The 16,082-nt window shown below is 67.9% G+C and carries 10 protein-coding genes; 7 read left to right on the top strand and 3 right to left on the bottom strand.

Annotated elements, in window-relative coordinates; genetic code table 11:
* Nucleotides 1-17: 17 nt before the first annotated feature.
* Together AC3A5N_RS01320 and AC3A5N_RS01315 are read left to right on the top strand one after the other, a co-directional pair.
* Entirely contained in the window at nucleotides 18-2,963 is a 2,946-nt protein-coding gene (locus tag AC3A5N_RS01320) for a M16 family metallopeptidase (RefSeq protein WP_487735508.1), read from the top strand.
* A 104-nt stretch (nucleotides 2,964-3,067) separates the two neighbouring features.
* A complete protein-coding gene (locus AC3A5N_RS01315) occupies nucleotides 3,068-4,441 on the top strand; it encodes a class II 3-deoxy-7-phosphoheptulonate synthase (protein WP_487735507.1) in 1,374 nt (457 codons plus the stop codon).
* Between the two features lie 68 nt (nucleotides 4,442-4,509).
* On the opposite strand, the gene AC3A5N_RS01310 is transcribed toward AC3A5N_RS01315, so the two are convergent.
* On the bottom strand, nucleotides 4,510-6,078 hold the full coding sequence (locus AC3A5N_RS01310; RefSeq protein ID WP_487735506.1) for a DUF1570 domain-containing protein: 1,569 nt from the start codon (nucleotides 6,076-6,078) through the stop codon (nucleotides 4,510-4,512).
* 213 nt (nucleotides 6,079-6,291) lie between these two features.
* On the opposite strand from AC3A5N_RS01310, the gene egtB reads away from it, so the two are divergent.
* The 4 genes from egtB to AC3A5N_RS01290 all read left to right on the top strand — a co-directional run bounded on the left by egtB (nucleotide 6,292) and on the right by AC3A5N_RS01290 (nucleotide 10,930).
* Nucleotides 6,292-7,584, top strand: a complete 1,293-nt coding sequence (gene egtB, locus AC3A5N_RS01305; protein WP_487735505.1) for an ergothioneine biosynthesis protein EgtB — start codon at nucleotides 6,292-6,294, stop codon at nucleotides 7,582-7,584.
* Nucleotides 7,584-8,570, top strand: a complete 987-nt coding sequence (gene egtD / locus AC3A5N_RS01300; protein ID WP_487735504.1) for an L-histidine N(alpha)-methyltransferase — start codon at nucleotides 7,584-7,586, stop codon at nucleotides 8,568-8,570. The genes egtB and egtD overlap by 1 nt, the downstream gene beginning before the upstream one ends.
* A gap of 43 nt (nucleotides 8,571-8,613) precedes the next feature.
* Entirely contained in the window at nucleotides 8,614-9,318 is a 705-nt protein-coding gene (locus AC3A5N_RS01295; protein WP_487735503.1) for a retropepsin-like aspartic protease family protein, read from the top strand.
* A 64-nt stretch (nucleotides 9,319-9,382) separates the two neighbouring features.
* On the top strand, nucleotides 9,383-10,930 hold the full coding sequence (locus tag AC3A5N_RS01290) for an MFS transporter (RefSeq protein ID WP_487735502.1): 1,548 nt from the start codon (nucleotides 9,383-9,385) through the stop codon (nucleotides 10,928-10,930).
* An 18-nt stretch (nucleotides 10,931-10,948) separates the two neighbouring features.
* Here the strand turns inward: AC3A5N_RS01290 and AC3A5N_RS01285 are convergent, their stop codons facing one another.
* Nucleotides 10,949-12,208, bottom strand: a complete 1,260-nt coding sequence (locus tag AC3A5N_RS01285; protein WP_487735501.1) for an MFS transporter — start codon at nucleotides 12,206-12,208, stop codon at nucleotides 10,949-10,951.
* A 190-nt stretch (nucleotides 12,209-12,398) separates the two neighbouring features.
* Complete coding sequence (locus tag AC3A5N_RS01280; RefSeq protein WP_487735500.1) at nucleotides 12,399-12,536, bottom strand: hypothetical protein; 138 nt, start codon at nucleotides 12,534-12,536, stop codon at nucleotides 12,399-12,401.
* Between the two features lie 249 nt (nucleotides 12,537-12,785).
* On the opposite strand from AC3A5N_RS01280, the gene AC3A5N_RS01275 reads away from it, so the two are divergent.
* Nucleotides 12,786-16,079, top strand: coding sequence for a glycoside hydrolase family 3 N-terminal domain-containing protein (locus AC3A5N_RS01275; RefSeq protein ID WP_487735499.1), 3,294 nt, complete (start codon nucleotides 12,786-12,788; stop codon nucleotides 16,077-16,079).
* Nucleotides 16,080-16,082: the final 3 nt, after the last annotated feature.

The raw sequence follows: 16,082 nt of genomic DNA, 5'->3' as shown, positions 1-16,082 counted from the left end.
TCCCTATAACCGCATGCATGACTCTTCTCCCGCGCGCCGTCCGGCGCCTCGCGCTCCTCCTTCCCCTTGCGCTCCTGACGCCTTCCGCGACGGCGCAGCAGGCCCTGCCCGCGGGCGCGCCCGAGTCGCTCCAGACCGGCGACGAGGTGCCGTGGATCTATCGCGGAAGCGATGTTCCGCGCGACAAGGAATGGCTGTTCGGAGAGATGGACAATGGCCTGCGCTACGCCGTGCGCAAGAACGGCGTTCCCCCGCGCCAGGTCTCGATCCGCATCCGCATCGACGCCGGGTCGCTGCACGAACAGGACGACGAGCGCGGCTTCGCGCATTTGATGGAGCACCTGAGTTTCCGCGAGAGCAAGTACCTCGGCCCCGCCATGGCGATCCCGACCTGGCAGCGGCTTGGCGCGACCTTCGGCAGCGACACCAATGCCGAAACGACACCGACCCACACGGTCTACAAGCTCGACCTGCCCAATGCGACGCCGCAGGCGCTGGAGGAGAGCTTCAAGCTGCTTTCGGGCATGATCCGCGAGCCTGTGCTCAACGAGACCAACCTCGCCGCCGAAGTGCCGATCGTGCTTGCCGAGAAGCGCGAGCGCGGCGGCGCGGCGGAACGCGTAGTCGAAGGCACGCGCACGACGCTGTTCGCCGGCCAGCCGCTCGCCGAGCGCATGCCGATCGGCACCGAGGAGACGCTGAAGGGCGCCACCGCGCAGGCCGTGCAGGCATTTCACGATCGCTGGTATCGGCCGGAGAACACCGTGATCGTGGCCGCAGGCGATATCGATCCGGTGCGGCTCGCGCAGTTGGTCGAACAGTGGTTCGGCGACTGGCAGGGCAAGGGGCCGCATGTCGAAGCGCCCGACTTCGGCGACCCCGTGCCGCCCCCCGGCGCGACGGGCGAGAACCCGGTGGGCGAGACGTCCGTTCTGGTCGAGCCGGACATGCCGCGCTCCCTGACCTACGCGATCATGCGTCCGTGGCGGAAGGTCGATGATACGATCGTGTACAACGAGGGGCTGCTGCTCGACTCGCTATCGCAGGCGCTGATCAACCGCCGGTTGGAGGCCCGCGCACGGGCGGGTGGCTCGTATCTCTACGCCCAGGTCCAGCAGGATGACGTCAGCCGTTCGACCGACGCCACGTTCGTCACGCTCGCGCCGCTCGGCGAGGACTGGGAAGCAGCCCTGACCGACGTGCGGGCGGTGATCGCCGACGCGCTGGCGACGCCGCCGTCGCAGGAAGAGATCGCGCGCGAGATGGCCGAGTTCGATGTCGTCTTCGCCAGCATGGTCGAGCAGCGCGCGGTCATGGCCGGATCGAAGCTCGCCGACGACATCGTCAACGCCGTCGACATCCGCGAGACGGTCGCTTCGCCGGAAACCGTGCTGTCGGTGTTCCGCGGCATGAAGGACAAGTTCACGCCCGAAGCCGTGCTCGAGCATACCCGCAAGCTGTTCTCCGGCGATGTGGTGCGTTCGGTCTACGTCACCCCCGCCACCGGCGAAGCCGACGCCGCCGCGCTCAGGGCAGCGCTGGAAGCGGAAGTCGCACCCGATCCCAGCGCCCGGCTGGAAGGCGAGCCGATCTCGTTCGCGGACCTGCCCGCGATCGGAGAGCCGGGCCAGGTCGTCAGCGAGGCGCCGCTGGGCCTGCTCGGGATCGAGCGGATCGAGCTCGACAACGGCGTCACCGCCATTCTCTGGGCCAACGATGCCGAGCCAGGGCGCGTGGCTGTGCGCGTGCGCTTCGGCGCCGGGCACCGGGCGTTCGACGAGAGCGATGCCGTCTACCGTGCGTTGGGCGAAGCGGCGCTGGTCCAGTCCGGGCTGGGCGATCTCGGCCAGGAAGAGCTCGACCGCATCTCCACCGGGCGCAAGCTCGGCTTCGATTTCGGTGTGGAGGATTCGACTTTCACCTTCGCCGCGCAAACGCGCAACGCCGACCTTGCGGACCAGCTCTATCTGTTCGCCGCGAAGCTCGCGATGCCGCGGTGGGACGAGAACCCGGTGCTGCGCGCCAAGGCGGCCGCACGTCTCGCCTACGAAAGCTACTCCACCAGTCCGAGCTCGGTGCTCAACCGCGACCTTGAATATTACCTGCGCAATCGCGACCCGCGCTATGCGACGCCTGACCTCGCCATGCTGGAGGGCGTGACGCCCGAAGGTTTCCGCGAAGTCTGGGAGCCGCTGCTCAAGCAGGGTCCGATCGAGGTCGCGATCTTCGGCGAGTTCGACCGCGCCGCTGCGCTGGAGGCCCTGCGCAATACGTTCGGCGCGCTGCCCGCCCGCACGCCGATCCCGACCGAAGTTGCCGCGCGCACGCCCGACTTCCCTGCGCCTTCAGCCGACACGGTGGTGCTGCATCACCGCGGCGACGCCAACCAGGCAGCTGCGGTCATCGCCTGGCCTACGGGCGGCGGTGTCGAGCGGCTGCCCGAATCGCGCCAGCTAGAGATCCTCGCCAATCTGTTCAGCAACCGGCTCATTGACGCCATGCGCGAGCGGGCGGGCGCCAGCTACGCGCCGCAGGTCATGAACACATGGCCGGTGGACTTGCAGGAGGGCGGGCGGCTTACCGCGATCGCGCAGCTTCGGCCGGAGGACGTGCCGGCTTTCTTCGCCGCGGCGGACGAGATCGCGGCCGATCTGGCCGCCAATCCGCCGAGCGAGGACGAGCTTGCCCGTGTCACCGAACCGCTGCGCCAGCTCATCAATCGTGCCTCGACCGGCAACATGTTCTGGATGTACCAGCTCGAAGGATCGACCCGCGATCCGCGCCGGGTGCAACTGGTGCGTTCGCTGCTCAACGACTATACGGTGACCACTCCGCAGGCGATGCAGCAGCTTGCCCAGCGGCACCTTGCCGCCCGCCCGGGTTTCCGCCTCGCGGTCATTCCCCAGGGGCAGGAACTGGTCCGCGCTGCGCCTCCCGCGGAAGCGCCGGCCGCCGGTCGCTGATCCGCGCATAGCGCAGCCATCAGCGGCTGTAAGTTAATTGCCCTTGCGGCACGCCGTGCATTGGCTTTCAATGCGCGGCCTTGCAAATACGGAAAGATCGGCACGTGGCTCGCAACTGGAATCCCGATAGCTGGAAGGCGCACGAAGCACGGCACCTGCCGCACTACGAGGATGCGCAGGCGCTCGCGGATGCGGAAGCTACGCTCGGCACCTACCCGCCGCTCGTGTTCGCGGGTGAGGCGCGCGCGCTCAAGGACGAGCTTGCCGGGGTCGCGCGGGGCGAGGGCTTCCTGATCCAGGGCGGCGACTGTGCCGAGAGCTTCGCCGAGTTCCACCCGAACAATATTCGCGACACGTTCCGCGTGCTGCTGCAGATGGCGGTCGTGCTGACGTTCGCCGGCAAGCTGCCGGTGGTGAAGGTCGGCCGGATGGCGGGCCAGTTCGCCAAGCCGCGCAGCGCGCCGACGGAAACCAAGGATGGGGTGACGTTGCCGAGCTACCTTGGCGACAACGTCAACGGCATCGAATTCAACCCGGAAAGCCGCCGCAACGATCCGCAGCGCATGGTGCGTGCCTATTCGCAGGCCGCGGCGACGCTGAACCTGCTGCGCGCCTTTGCGGGCGGCGGCTACGCCAACCTGCGCCAGGTCCACCAGTGGACACTCGATTTCATGGGTCGCAGTCCGTGGGCGCAGAAGTTCGCCGAGACCGCCGACCGGATCGGCGAGGCGCTCGATTTCATGGAGGCCTGCGGGATCGATCCGGCGACCGTGCCGCAGCTCAAGGGCACGAGTTTCTACACCAGCCACGAGGCGCTGCTGCTGCCCTACGAGCAGGCGATGTCGCGGCAGGACTCGCTGACCGGCGACTGGTACGACACCAGCGCGCACATGGTCTGGATCGGCGACCGGACGCGGTTCCCCGGCAGCGCCCACATCGAATTCGCGCGGGGTATCGGCAACCCGCTCGGCCTCAAGTGCGGGCCGAGCCTGGAGCCGGACGACCTGCTGACCCTGCTCGACACGCTCAACCCCGCGCGCGAGCCGGGGCGGATCACGCTGATCAGCCGCTTCGGGCATGACAAGGTCGAAGCCGGCCTGCCGCGCCTCATCCGTGCGATCACGCGGGAAGGGCATCCGGTGGTGTGGAGCTGCGATCCGATGCACGGCAACGTCGTGAAGTCGGACAGCGGCTTCAAGACGCGGCCGTTCGACCGCATCCTGACCGAAGTGAAGGGCTTTTTCGCGGTCCACCGCGCCGAGGGCACCCACGCGGGCGGCATCCACATCGAGATGACCGGGCAGGACGTGACCGAATGCACCGGCGGCGCGATTGCGATCACCGACGAGGCGCTGGGCGACCGCTACCACACCCACTGTGACCCGCGCCTCAACGCCGCACAGTCGCTGGAACTCGCCTTCCTCCTCGCCGACATGATCCGGCTGGAGGCAGGCGGCCGCCAGGCCGACGCGGCCTAGCTGCCCTCAGACGATTCCCGCACCCGCGGGGCGACGCAGAATGAGGCGCCGTCGCCGGCCTTGCGCGCTTAGTTTCGCAGTGCCTCTTCGGCAGGTTCCGCGGGCATATCGCTCGCGGCCGTCTCTGGATCGCTCCACAGCTCGCCGCCCAGTAATGCGGTCCCCTCTTCCACGCCGTCGAGCTTCTCCAACAGAGCGCGCGCCTGGTCTGCCATGCCGCCGGCGTGCGGATCGGAGGCGACCGGCTTGAGGTTGTAGCGGGCGAGCTCGATCTTGCCTTCGCCCATCTGCATGACCGCGGCATTCAGCGCCAAGTCGCGATCGAACGGCGCGAGCTCGGCAGCCCGTTCGAGCGCATGCTTCGCGGTCTCGGTCGGCGTCTCGCCGCGCTCAAGAAAGCTGCGATAGTAATAGATCAGCGGCAAAGGATGATCGTTCTCGAGCTTGTTCAGCTCGCTGAACGGCACCATCGCGGCCGCATAGGCGGCGTCGGGGTCGTCCGCCTCGCTGGCGATGCGGAACAGCGACAGCCCCTTCTGCACGTAGGCGTTCTCGATCGCCGGATCGATTGCGATCGCGCGGTCGGCGGCGGCGATCGCTTCCGCGTCGTTGCCCGCGTCATGCTCCGCCTCCGCCAGCATGGCGAGGACGCCGGCGTCGTCGGGATAGCGCGCGGCCACCTCGCGCGCGTCCGGCAACAGTTCCAGCGCCTTTTCGCGCGTCACCCCGCGCTGCGAGCGAATGCGCAGCGGCATCGCCTTGTCCATACCGTCGCTCAGCCGGCGTACCGTGACGGTTCCGATAGGAACCAGCTCCGGCTTCAGGTTGAACGTGTGGATCCGCCGTTGCCGCAAGTAGGAGTCGAGTTCGCGCTCCAGCGCGTCGAGATCTCCAAAGACCTGTTCGCCTGCCGCTCTCGCAGCAGTGCCGTCGGCGATCCTTTGCCAGTATTGCGTCAACTGGCCTCTCCGTTCCTCCGAGAAAGTCAGGTAATGGTAAAGCGCCCAGGCGCGGCCGTAGAATGCGTCGTAGCCTTTGCCGCGGTTCTGTTCGTAAAGCTCGTGATCGAGAAGCTCCTCGACGGTGACGTCCGCAGCATAATACAACTCGCCCGCGCGGTGGTAGGCGGGGCGCCCGATCTGGATCGAACCGTCCCGCGGGAATCGGCTCGACGCGAAGAATTCCGCCGCGCCTTCGCTCAGCCAGCGCGGCATTGCGTAGCGCGAACTGCCGATCAGAAAATGGTGCGCGTACTCGTGAAGGAGCACGATAAACGAGAAATGCGGGTCTCCGTGCGAAATGCGCACGTCCGGCACGAAGGCGCGTGACCCGCCGGCGCGCGGAATATAGAACCCCGCCACGTTGCGCGCGTCCTCTCCGACGAGCTTGCGCACATCGCGCTCGCTGCCGACGGCAAAGATCGTGAGCCGGTTCGACGGGCTCGGCGGAGGGGTGTCGCGCTGGATCAGGACACGCAAGGCCGAATGGTAACGCTCGAGCATCTCGGCGAATTTCTTCACGTCCTCGGCGCTGTCGTCGGCATAGACGACGAAGTGTTCCGATTGCGCCTCGTGCCAATGGGCAAGAGCCGGAGCGCTCGCGCCCAACGCAAATAGGAATGCGATCAGATATTTCATTGAACCCCCCCAATTTCCCCAAAGCGACGATAATGGCAAAGGGCCGTCGGGTGAATACCTCTCCGACTCCTCCGTCGTGGGTGGACGATTTCGCGCGTCTGCCGGCGAAGTTTCGCTATCCCGACTTCACCACAATGGCTGTCATCCCGACCCTTTCATTCGCCGGCCATTTGCGTCATCATCGCTGCGGACTGGTAGCGACAGGAGAGTTCCGTGCCCCAGCCCGAAGCGGCCCCTCGAGCGGAGAACGCGTCGAACCTGGCCGGCGATTTCCGCTGTACGCGCACGCTGACCGAAGCGCTTGCCGCGCCCCTGTCGGACGCCGATGCGACGATCCAGTCGATGGAAGATGCCTCGCCGGCCAAGTGGCACCTCGCGCACACGACCTGGTTCTGGGAGACGTTCCTTCTGCGCGATCATGGTTCGGGTTACCGGCTCTATCGCGAGGATTGGCCTTACCTGTTCAACTCCTACTACGAGGCGGAAGGCGAGCGGGTGGCACGCGGCCGGCGCGGAATGCTTTCGCGCCCGACGACCACCGAGATCCTTGAATGGCGTGCGCATGTCGACGCGGCGATGGAGGGTCTGCTCGACGATCCCGATTGCGCCCCGCTGATCGCGCTCGGAATCGCGCACGAGCAGCAGCATCAGGAACTGCTGCTGACGGACATCAAGCACGCGCTGTTCCAGAACCCGCTCGGCCCAGCGATGTGGCCGACCTCACCCAGTCCCCGCGCAGGCGAGGATCTCAGGCAGCCCGCGGACGACGGTTCCGGCTGGCGCACCCACCCCGGCGGCGTCGCGCTGATCGGCCATGACGGAGAGGGCTTCGCCTTCGACAACGAGGGCCCGCGCCACCGCGTCCTGCTCGAACCCTTCGCGCTCGCCCGCCGCCTCGTCACCAACCGCGAATGGGACGAATTCATCGCCGACGGCGGCTACCGCGAGGCGCGGCTGTGGCTCTCCGACGGATGGGCCTGGGTCAACCGGCACGCGGTGGAGGCGCCGCTCTACTGGCGCGAGGGGGAGCAGTTCACCCATGCCGGCTGGCAGCCGCGCGACCCGGAGACGCCGGTCACCCACATCTCCTACTACGAGGCGGATGCCTTCGCCACCTGGGCCGGCGCGCGCCTGCCGACCGAGTTCGAGTGGGAAGCGATCGCTCGCGGCCAGCACGAAGGCGATGCGCCCGCGCACGATTCGGCCGGCGGCCACCAGCTCGACGATCCCGCTTCGTGGGCCGCCCCGCCGCTCCCCATCGGCGGAACCGAGCTGTTCGGCGACTGCTGGCAGTTCACCCGCTCGGCCTATCTGCCCTATCCGCGCTTCGCACCGGCGGCGGGCGCGGTCGGCGAATACAACGGCAAGTTCATGAGCGGTCAGTTCGTCCTGAAAGGCGCGAGCTGCGCCACCGTGCGCGGCCATTCGCGCGCCAGCTACCGAAACTTCTTCTATCCGCACCAGCGCTGGCAGTTCACCGGCTTGCGGCTCGCTAGGGATATTTGATGGCCGCACAGGAGGGGATGACGCTCGTCGATTTCGACGGAGACGGGGTCGACCGGGCGTTCGGCACCGACGTTCTCGCCGGGCTGCGGCAGCCGCAGAAGGCGGTGCCCGCGCGCTGGCTCTACGACCAAGCCGGATCGCAGCTGTTCGAGGACATCACGCGGCTGGAGGAATACTACCCGACCCGCGCCGAGACCGAGATACTGACCACGCGCAGTGCGGAGTTCGCAAGGGAGATCGGCCCCGGCCGCGCGGTCGTCGAATTCGGCAGCGGCAGTTCGGTCAAGACGCCGCTGCTGCTGCGCGCGATCGAGCCTGCCGCATACGTGCCGCTCGACATTGCGGGCGACTTCCTGCGCATGGCGGCGGGCGAACTTGCGGCCAAGTTTCCCGGCCTGCCGGTGTACCCGGTGGAGGCCGACTTCATGCGGAAGGTCGCCCTGCCCGAAGCGGTGGAGGCGATGCCCAAGCTCGGCTTCTTCCCCGGCTCGACGATCGGCAACATGGTTCCGCGCACGGCAGTCGACCTCCTGCGCACGATGCGGGCGACGCTGGGGGCCGGCGCGAAGCTGCTGATCGGCATGGACCTGATCAAGGACCCGGCGGTGCTCGAAGCCGCCTACGACGATGCCGCCGGCGTGACGGCCGAGTTCAACCTCAACCTCGCACGGCGGATCAATCGGGAGCTCGGCGGCACGATCCCGGTCGACGACTTGCGCCACGTCGCGCGCTGGAACGACGATTTCGCGCGGATCGAGATGCACCTGGAGGCGCAGCGCGACATGACCTTCGAGGCCGCCGGCGAGACGTTCTCGCTCGCGAAGGGCGAGACGATCCATACGGAGAACAGCCACAAGTTCTCCCGGCGCAGCGCCAACGCCCTGCTGCTGGCCGGCCAGTGGACCCCGGTATCCCGCTGGACCGACGGCGGAGAGCGCTTTTCCCTGATCCTCGCCGAAGCGACCATTCCGCGCAGCGCGCCCTGATCCTGCCCGGCCGACTGCTTCCACATCGCCTCGAACGTTCGGCATGGAACCGGCGGCGGTGAACCCCTATATCCCCGACGTGGATCTCGACGCCCTTTTCAATGCTGTCGCCGGAGTGATCGCGGAAGTTCCGCGTTCCGGCCTCCTGCTGGCGACCGTTGCCGCGCTCCTCGCCGGCTGGGCCGGTTCGATCATGGCGCGGCGCGACGTGCCGTTCGGGCTGTTCATCCGGCGCCTGAGCACGCTCGCACTGGGCGGCATCCTGGTCGTGCTCGTGCTCCAGCTTTCGCGCTTCGATCCGCGGATCGAGCTCGCCGTGCCGCAGATCGGCTTGCCCGAACAGGTGGTGGAGGGCGGCGAGACCCGCATTCCCCTCGCGCCCGACGGCCATTTCTGGCTCCGCGCCGAAGTGAACGGAGAGCCGGTCGCCTTCATGGTGGACACGGGTGCGACGCTGACGGCGGTGTCCACGCAAGTCGCCGACCGCGTCGGCCTCGAGCCGCGCACCGGCGGCATTCCCGTGCGGCTCAACACCGCCAACGGTACGATCTCGGCCGACATTACCACGATCGACGACCTGCGCTTCGGCAACGTCGCGGCCCGCGGACTCGACGCGGTAATCGCCCCGAACCTCGGCGAAACCAGCGTGATCGGCATGAACCTGCTCTCGCGCCTCCAGTCGTGGCGCGTGGAAGACAACACGCTGATCCTCGTCCCCCACCACCCGCAGGAGCCGGTGGACTGGTAGGGTAGCGCTCTCGCCCTTCCGCGCGCCATTGATGCCGGGCTCAAAGCGGCTTAGGCGCGCAGTTATGGACGAGGTGGGGGGACGGCCGGGTTCGGTCATCGGTGAGCGCGGGGCCTGGTTCTGGGCCGGATGCGCTGCGATCAGTGCGGGGGTGCTGCTCCACCTGCCGATGCTGGGGCATGCCCATGCCATGGGCAACCATCTGGCCGGCATGGCGATGGACCCGTGGATGTACCTCGGGATGGCGCTGATCGCGATCGGCGCTCCGCTCGCCTGTTACGGCGCGCTGCCGAAGCGGAGGCCGAGGCACGCCGACGATGCCGGGACCAGTTACGAGGCGCCCGATTCGACGCCGCTCAACCGCTGGCATGCCGGCGTGCTACTCGTCCTCACCCTCGGGCTCGTGATCGACGTGATGAAGCCGGCGACGCTCGGTTTCGTGCTGCCGGGGATGATCGGCGAGTACGGAATCACCGCATCGACCGCCGCGCTGCTGCCCCTGATCGCGCTGATCGGGACGACCGTGGGATCCTTCATCTGGGGCTGGCTCGCCGACGTCTACGGGCGGCGGGTCTCGATCCTGCTGTCCACCATCCTGTTCGTCTCGACGTCGATCTGCGGCGCCATGCCGGCGTTCGAGTGGAACCTCGTCATGTGCTTTCTGATGGGCGTCTCCGCCGGCGGTATGCTGCCGGTGGTCTATGCGCTGCTCGCTGAAGTCATGCCGCCCCGGCACAGGAGCTGGGTGCTGGTCCTGGTGGGCGGGACCGGTCTCGTGGGCGGCTATCTCGCCGCGAGCGCCGCGGCCCACGTCTTCGAGCCCGTGTTCGGCTGGCGGGCGCTGTGGCTCCAGGGATTCCCGACCGGCATTCTCCTGCTGGCGCTGGCACGGCTCATTCCCGAATCCCCCCGGTTCCTGGCGGAGCAGGGACGCCACGCCGAGCTTGCGCGGATGCAGCGGAAATTCGGAATCGTGCCTCGCGACCGCGCACCGCCGCCCGCGGACGCGCCAATCGCGCATCAGCGGCATGGGCGCCTGATGCTCGCGCTCGCGATCGCGGCGCTGTCGTGGAGCTTCGTGAACTTCGGCCTGCTGTTGTGGCTGCCGAGCGACCTGCAGGCGCGCGGTTATTCGGCCGAACTGGCGAGCGGGACGATCGCGAGTTCGGCGCTGGTCGCGCTGCCGACCGTGATGCTGGCCGCCTGGCTCTACAGCCGCTGGAGCAGCAAGTGGACTCTGGTGGGGACGATCGCGCTCACGCTGATCGGGCTGGTCGGGGCGTTGCTTCCGCCGGAGCTGCTTTCGTGGGAGCCGCTGTTGCTCGCGGTGATCGCCATGCTGATCATGGGCACCAACGGGATGATCGCGGTGCTCCTGCCCTATACCGCCGAGAACTACCCGCTCGGCATGCGGGGCCGGGCGACGGGGCTCATCGCCGGGAGCAGCAAGTTCGGCGGCGTCGCCGTTCAGGTCTTCGCGCTGGTGGGCCTCATCCCGACCTTGGGCGGGGCGGCATTGGCGCTGCTGGTCCCAATGGCTGCCTCGGGCGGGCTCGTCGCCTGGGCGGGGCGCGAGACGCGCGGCCGCAGCTTGCGCGATCTCGAGGCCTGAACCCCGCGGGGAGCCGCGTCAGGTCCGCCGCGATATGCTCAGCAGCAGAATGCACGCGAGCAGCGCCAGTCCGGAGAGCAGCAGGAAGAGCGCGGCAAAGCCGAAGGCCGGCACCAGCGCCAGCGCAAACCACGGCATGATGAGCGAGGGTACGGTGTTCGTCAGGTTGAACAGCCCGAGATCGCGCCCCCGCGTCCGGGGCCTGGTCAGGACACGCAGGGTCTGGCTGGAATGGAGCGCGAGGAACACCGTGCTGGCGAGGCCGAAGATCACATAGCCGGCGATCGCCAGGGTCAGCGAGGGTGCAAGCGCCATGATCAGCAGTCCGACAGCCGCAATGCCGGCGCCAAGCGCCAAAGGGGCGATCGGCCGGTCGGCCCGATCGGACCAGCGGCCGGTCAGCAGCGCCAGGGGCACGCCGACGCCGAGCACGATGAAAAGCAGCGTGGCGGTGTCGTTGTCGCTGTAGCCGGGTTCGATGCTGCGGAACCAGAGCAGCAGATATGCGAACAGCATGGCCTCGGCGATCTGGACGAGCAGGCGCGCCAGCCACATCCGCGCAACCGCCGTTCCGCCGGCTGCGGCCTTGCTCTCGCCGGCGTCCTCGGGTTCCCGCCGCGCCATGAGCTGCGGCATGGGGCGGGGGGCGCCGAACAGAAGCGCGGGCAGGACCAGGCCTACGACCATGGCCGCGACGAGGCCGAGCCTCTCGTCCGGCGAGGCCATCGCCGGCAAAGTGACCAGTGCGCCCGACAACGCGCCGAGCGCCGGCGCGAAGGAGAGGAGGCCGCCCAGCAAGCCTTTCTGGCTGTCGGGCACCAGGTCTCCCGCCCATGCCGCGAGCGGCGCCAGCATCATGTTGAGGCAGATCTGCCAGACTACGATGACCGCGACCAGCACCGGCACGCTGGTCGCCGTCCTCACCGACAGCAGCAGCAGGCAGGACAGGACGAGCCCCGCGACGATCCACGGTCGGCGATCGCCGGTCCGGTCGCTGAGCCAGCCGAAGGCGATGTTCGCCAGGCTCGCCGCGGTCGCCCCGGCGAAGGCGGCGTAGGCGAGCACGGAAACCGCATCGTCGCCGGCGAGCGAGGACACCCTGACCGGGAGAAGAATCGTCAGGAAGGGAACGTAGGCGACCGCGCCGCCCGCGGCGGCAAGCGCGTAGAGGTAGAGGAAGCGAGCGGACTGCAGCGTGGGCCGAACGGCATCCTTCCCATCATTCGCTGGAAGGGATGGCGCCGCCAGGGGCATGCTGTTCGTATGTCCGGAGGTCATCGACGAACGATCGTGCGGCCTGTCAGGCCCGTTCCATTGCGATCGACGGACCGCGGGCATTTCGGATCATGACGGCGTTCTCCCATGTGCGAGATCGCGGACCCGCGATTCGGGTTCCGTTTGCGACGTCGCACGTCTCGTTCGAAACGCTTTTCCCTCCGCGGTCAACGTCGCTGTGGGAGAGGCGGCATCATGCGTCCGGGACGGGACAATAGCTTTTCAGATAATCGCCGTGCGTGGGCATCACACCGGCGAGGTAGCGAATCGATTTCTCGATCCCGCCGATTTCTCCGCTCAGCCTGGCCATCGGCAGCGCGTCGGCTATCACGTTGCGCTCAATTCCTGTGAACGTTCATTTGTTCTTGAGAACGATCACAACTGCGTGTAGGGACAGTTCGTAAGCGAGCGGGGCCACTCCGCCGATAGGTATAGGGGAGGTTACGCTGGCCGGCTTCAGCCTGCATTTCGCAGACTTCGTGACCGTATCGGGCGCGCTGATCGAACGGAGCTCGACCGCTCCGCCGCCGGTCTGACGCGCGCCAACTTCAAAAGACATTCGCATCGGGAGAGGATCGGGATGAACTGGCGCATTGGAATGGCGGCATTGGGCCTGCTGGTTACGGCCTGTGCGGGCGCCATGGCGCAGGACGCAGTATCGGACTCCACGGCGCGGGCCCAGGCCGATCCACGGCTGTGGCCGGCCGCTTCGTCGCCCGATGCGCTGACCGATCCTTCGACCGAGGAGCGGATCGACGATTTGCTCAGGCGGATGACGCTGGAGCAGAAAGTCGGGCAGCTCATTCAGGCCGACATCAGCGCGATCCAGCCGGCCGATCTTGCCGAGTACCCGGTCGGTTCGATCCTCGCGGGCGGCAACAGCGGGCCCTATGGCAACGAACGCGCGAGCGCCGCGGACTGGAATCGGCTCGTGCGCGAGTTCCGCGCGGCATCGCTCGCCAATTCCGGAAACGGTGTGGCGATCCCGATCATCTTCGGCGTCGATGCGGTTCACGGCCACAACAACGTTCCCGGTGCGACCGTCTTTCCGCACAATATCGGGCTCGGCGCGGCGCATGATGTCGACCTGATCCGCCGCATCGGCGCTGCGACCGCGCGCGAGATCTCCGCGAGCGGGATCGAGTGGACCTTCGCCCCGACGCTCGCGGTCCCGCAGGACCCGCGCTGGGGGCGGACCTACGAGGGCTATTCCTCCGACCCGGCACTGGTCGCGGCCTATGCAGAGGCGATGGTGCAGGGGTTGCAGGGCGACCTGACCTCGGGCCGCCATCTGGCGGCCGGCAAGGTTGCCGCCACCGCGAAGCACTACCTGGCCGATGGCGGTACCGACAACGGGATCGATCAGGGCGATGCCACGATTTCGGAAGAGGAACTCGTCCGCATTCACGCCCCGGGCTATCCGGTTGCGATCGAGGCGGGAGCGCTGACGGTGATGGCCAGCTTTTCCAGCTGGAACGGCGTCAAGCATCACGGGAACCATAGCTTGCTGACCGACGTGCTGAAGGAGCGCATGGGCTTCGAGGGCTTCGTGGTGGGCGACTGGAACGGTCACGGGCAGGTCGCCGGCTGCACCGTCACCTCGTGCGCCGCCGCGATCAACGCCGGGCTCGACATGTTCATGGCGCCCGATAGCTGGAAGGCGCTCTACGCCAGCACGCTTGCCCAGGCGCGCGACGGCACGATCCCGGCGGCGCGCATCGACGACGCAGTGCGCCGCATCCTGCGGGTCAAGGCGAAGCTGGGCCTGCTCGACGATCCGCTGCGCGAGCGCGCGGACTATTCGGCGATCGGCTCGGCCGAACATCTGGCCCTGGCGCGCGAGGCGGTCGCCAAGTCGCTCGTCCTGCTGAAGAACAACGGATCGGTCCTGCCGATCCGCCCCGGCGCGAAGGTGCTGGTGGCGGGGCCGGGCGCCGACGACATGGCCATGCAGAACGGGGGCTGGACCATAAGTTGGCAGGGCACAGATGTGACCAAGGCCGACTTCCCCAACGGCCAGACGATATGGCAGGCGCTGTCGAGCGCGATAGACGACGCCGGCGGAACGGCCACGCTGTCCGCAGACGGATCGTTCGAGAGCCGCCCGGACGTTGCCGTGGTCGTGTTCGGCGAGGCTCCCTATGCGGAGATGCAGGGCGACGTTCCCACCCTCGATTACCAACCCGTCGGGGCCGAAGACCTCGCGCTGCTCCGGCGCTTGAAGGGGCAGGGCATTCCGGTGGTCTCGATATTCCTTTCGGGCCGCCCGATGTTCACCAGCCCGGAGATCAACGCGTCGGACGCCTTCGTTGCGGCCTGGCTGCCGGGCACGCAGGCGAACGGCATTGCCGACGTTCTCGTGGCGCGCCGCTCGGGCGAGCCGGTGCAGGACTTTAGCGGCACGCTGCCCTTCGCCTGGCCCGCCGACGCGCGTTCTCCGGTCACGGAGCCGCTGTTCGAGCGCGGCTACGGCCTGACCTACGCGGCGCCGCAACCCGTTCCGCCGTTGTCGGAGGACCTCGGCATCGATCTGGCGGAGGCGCTCAATCTGGAGACCTTCTTCGCCGACGGGCGGGCGCAGGATCCCTGGATGCTGGCGGTGGCCGACGCTGGCGGCAAGCGCCCGGTCGGCCCGGGCGCTGCAGCCAGTCCAGGCGGCGCCGTCGCGGTTCGCTCGGTCGACGTGACCGCGCAGGAAGACGGCAAGGCCTTCACCTGGACCGGGCCTGGCCAGATCCTGATCGAGGGCCCACCGGCCAATCTATCGGCGCAGCACGAGGCGGGCGACGTCCTGCGGATCGATATGCGCGTGGACGATCCGGGCAACGGCGATGCACGGCTGATGATGCACGGCCAATCGGTCCCGCTGGCGTCCTGGCTCGAGACCGCGCCGCGCGGTGAAGTTTCCACGCTGCGCGTGCCGCTGCGCTGCCTATTCGCCGAGGGCGAGGCGCTGGAGGCGGTCGGCAACGTCGTCCGGATAGACGGTGACCGCGGGCTTGCGCTGACGCTGCTCGAAGCACGACTGGAAGATGGGCAGGGCGACGCCGACTGCACCCGCTGGTCAGGCGCGGAAACGCAGGTTGGGGGTGCGCTGATCTTCTCCGACGAGTTCAACGCAGGCTCGCTCGATCGCAACAAGTGGAACGTCGTCGGCCCCGACTTCTGGGTCAACAACGAGCAGCAGGCCTACGTCGACTCGCCGGAGACGATCCGCTTTCTCCCCGCAGGCGCGGTGCCCGGCGCGGAAGACGGCGTACTGGTCCTGCAGCCCCGCTTCAGCGAGGGCTTCAAGACGCCGACCGGCCGCGTGGCCGACTTCGTCTCCGGGCGCATCAACACGCGCGGCAAGTTCGACTTCACTCACGGCCGCGCCGCCGCCCGAATCCGCATGCCCGATGCCGAAGGGGTGTGGCCGGCGTTCTGGTTGCTCGGCAACGGCAACTGGCCGGAGACGGGCGAGATCGACATCCTAGAATACGTCGGCGAGAAGGACTGGATCGGCGTTGCGCTGCACGGTCCCGGCTACTCGGGTGAGACCCCGCTGGTGAACAAGTACTTCTTCGAAGATGGTACGGACGTCACCCAGTGGCACGTCTACGCCGTCGAATGGTCCGATAGCGAGATCGTGTTCACGGTCGACGGCCGCACCATCTATCGGGTCACGCGGCCCATGGTGGAGCACTACGGGCAGTGGGTCTTCGACACCCCCAAGTTCGTGATCCTCAACTTCGCGCTCGGCGGGGCCTACCCGTTCAAGACCAACGGGATCGAGGAACCGTACAACGGCCTTCCCGCGGACACCGTCGAGCGGATCAAGGCGGGCGAGATCACGATGGAGGTCGACTGGGTCCGCGTCCACGCGGGCGAGTGACGG

Source organism: Pelagerythrobacter sp. Soil_C_18 (assembly GCF_057657235.1).
This window is presented reverse-complemented; position numbering and strand designations above follow the sequence as displayed.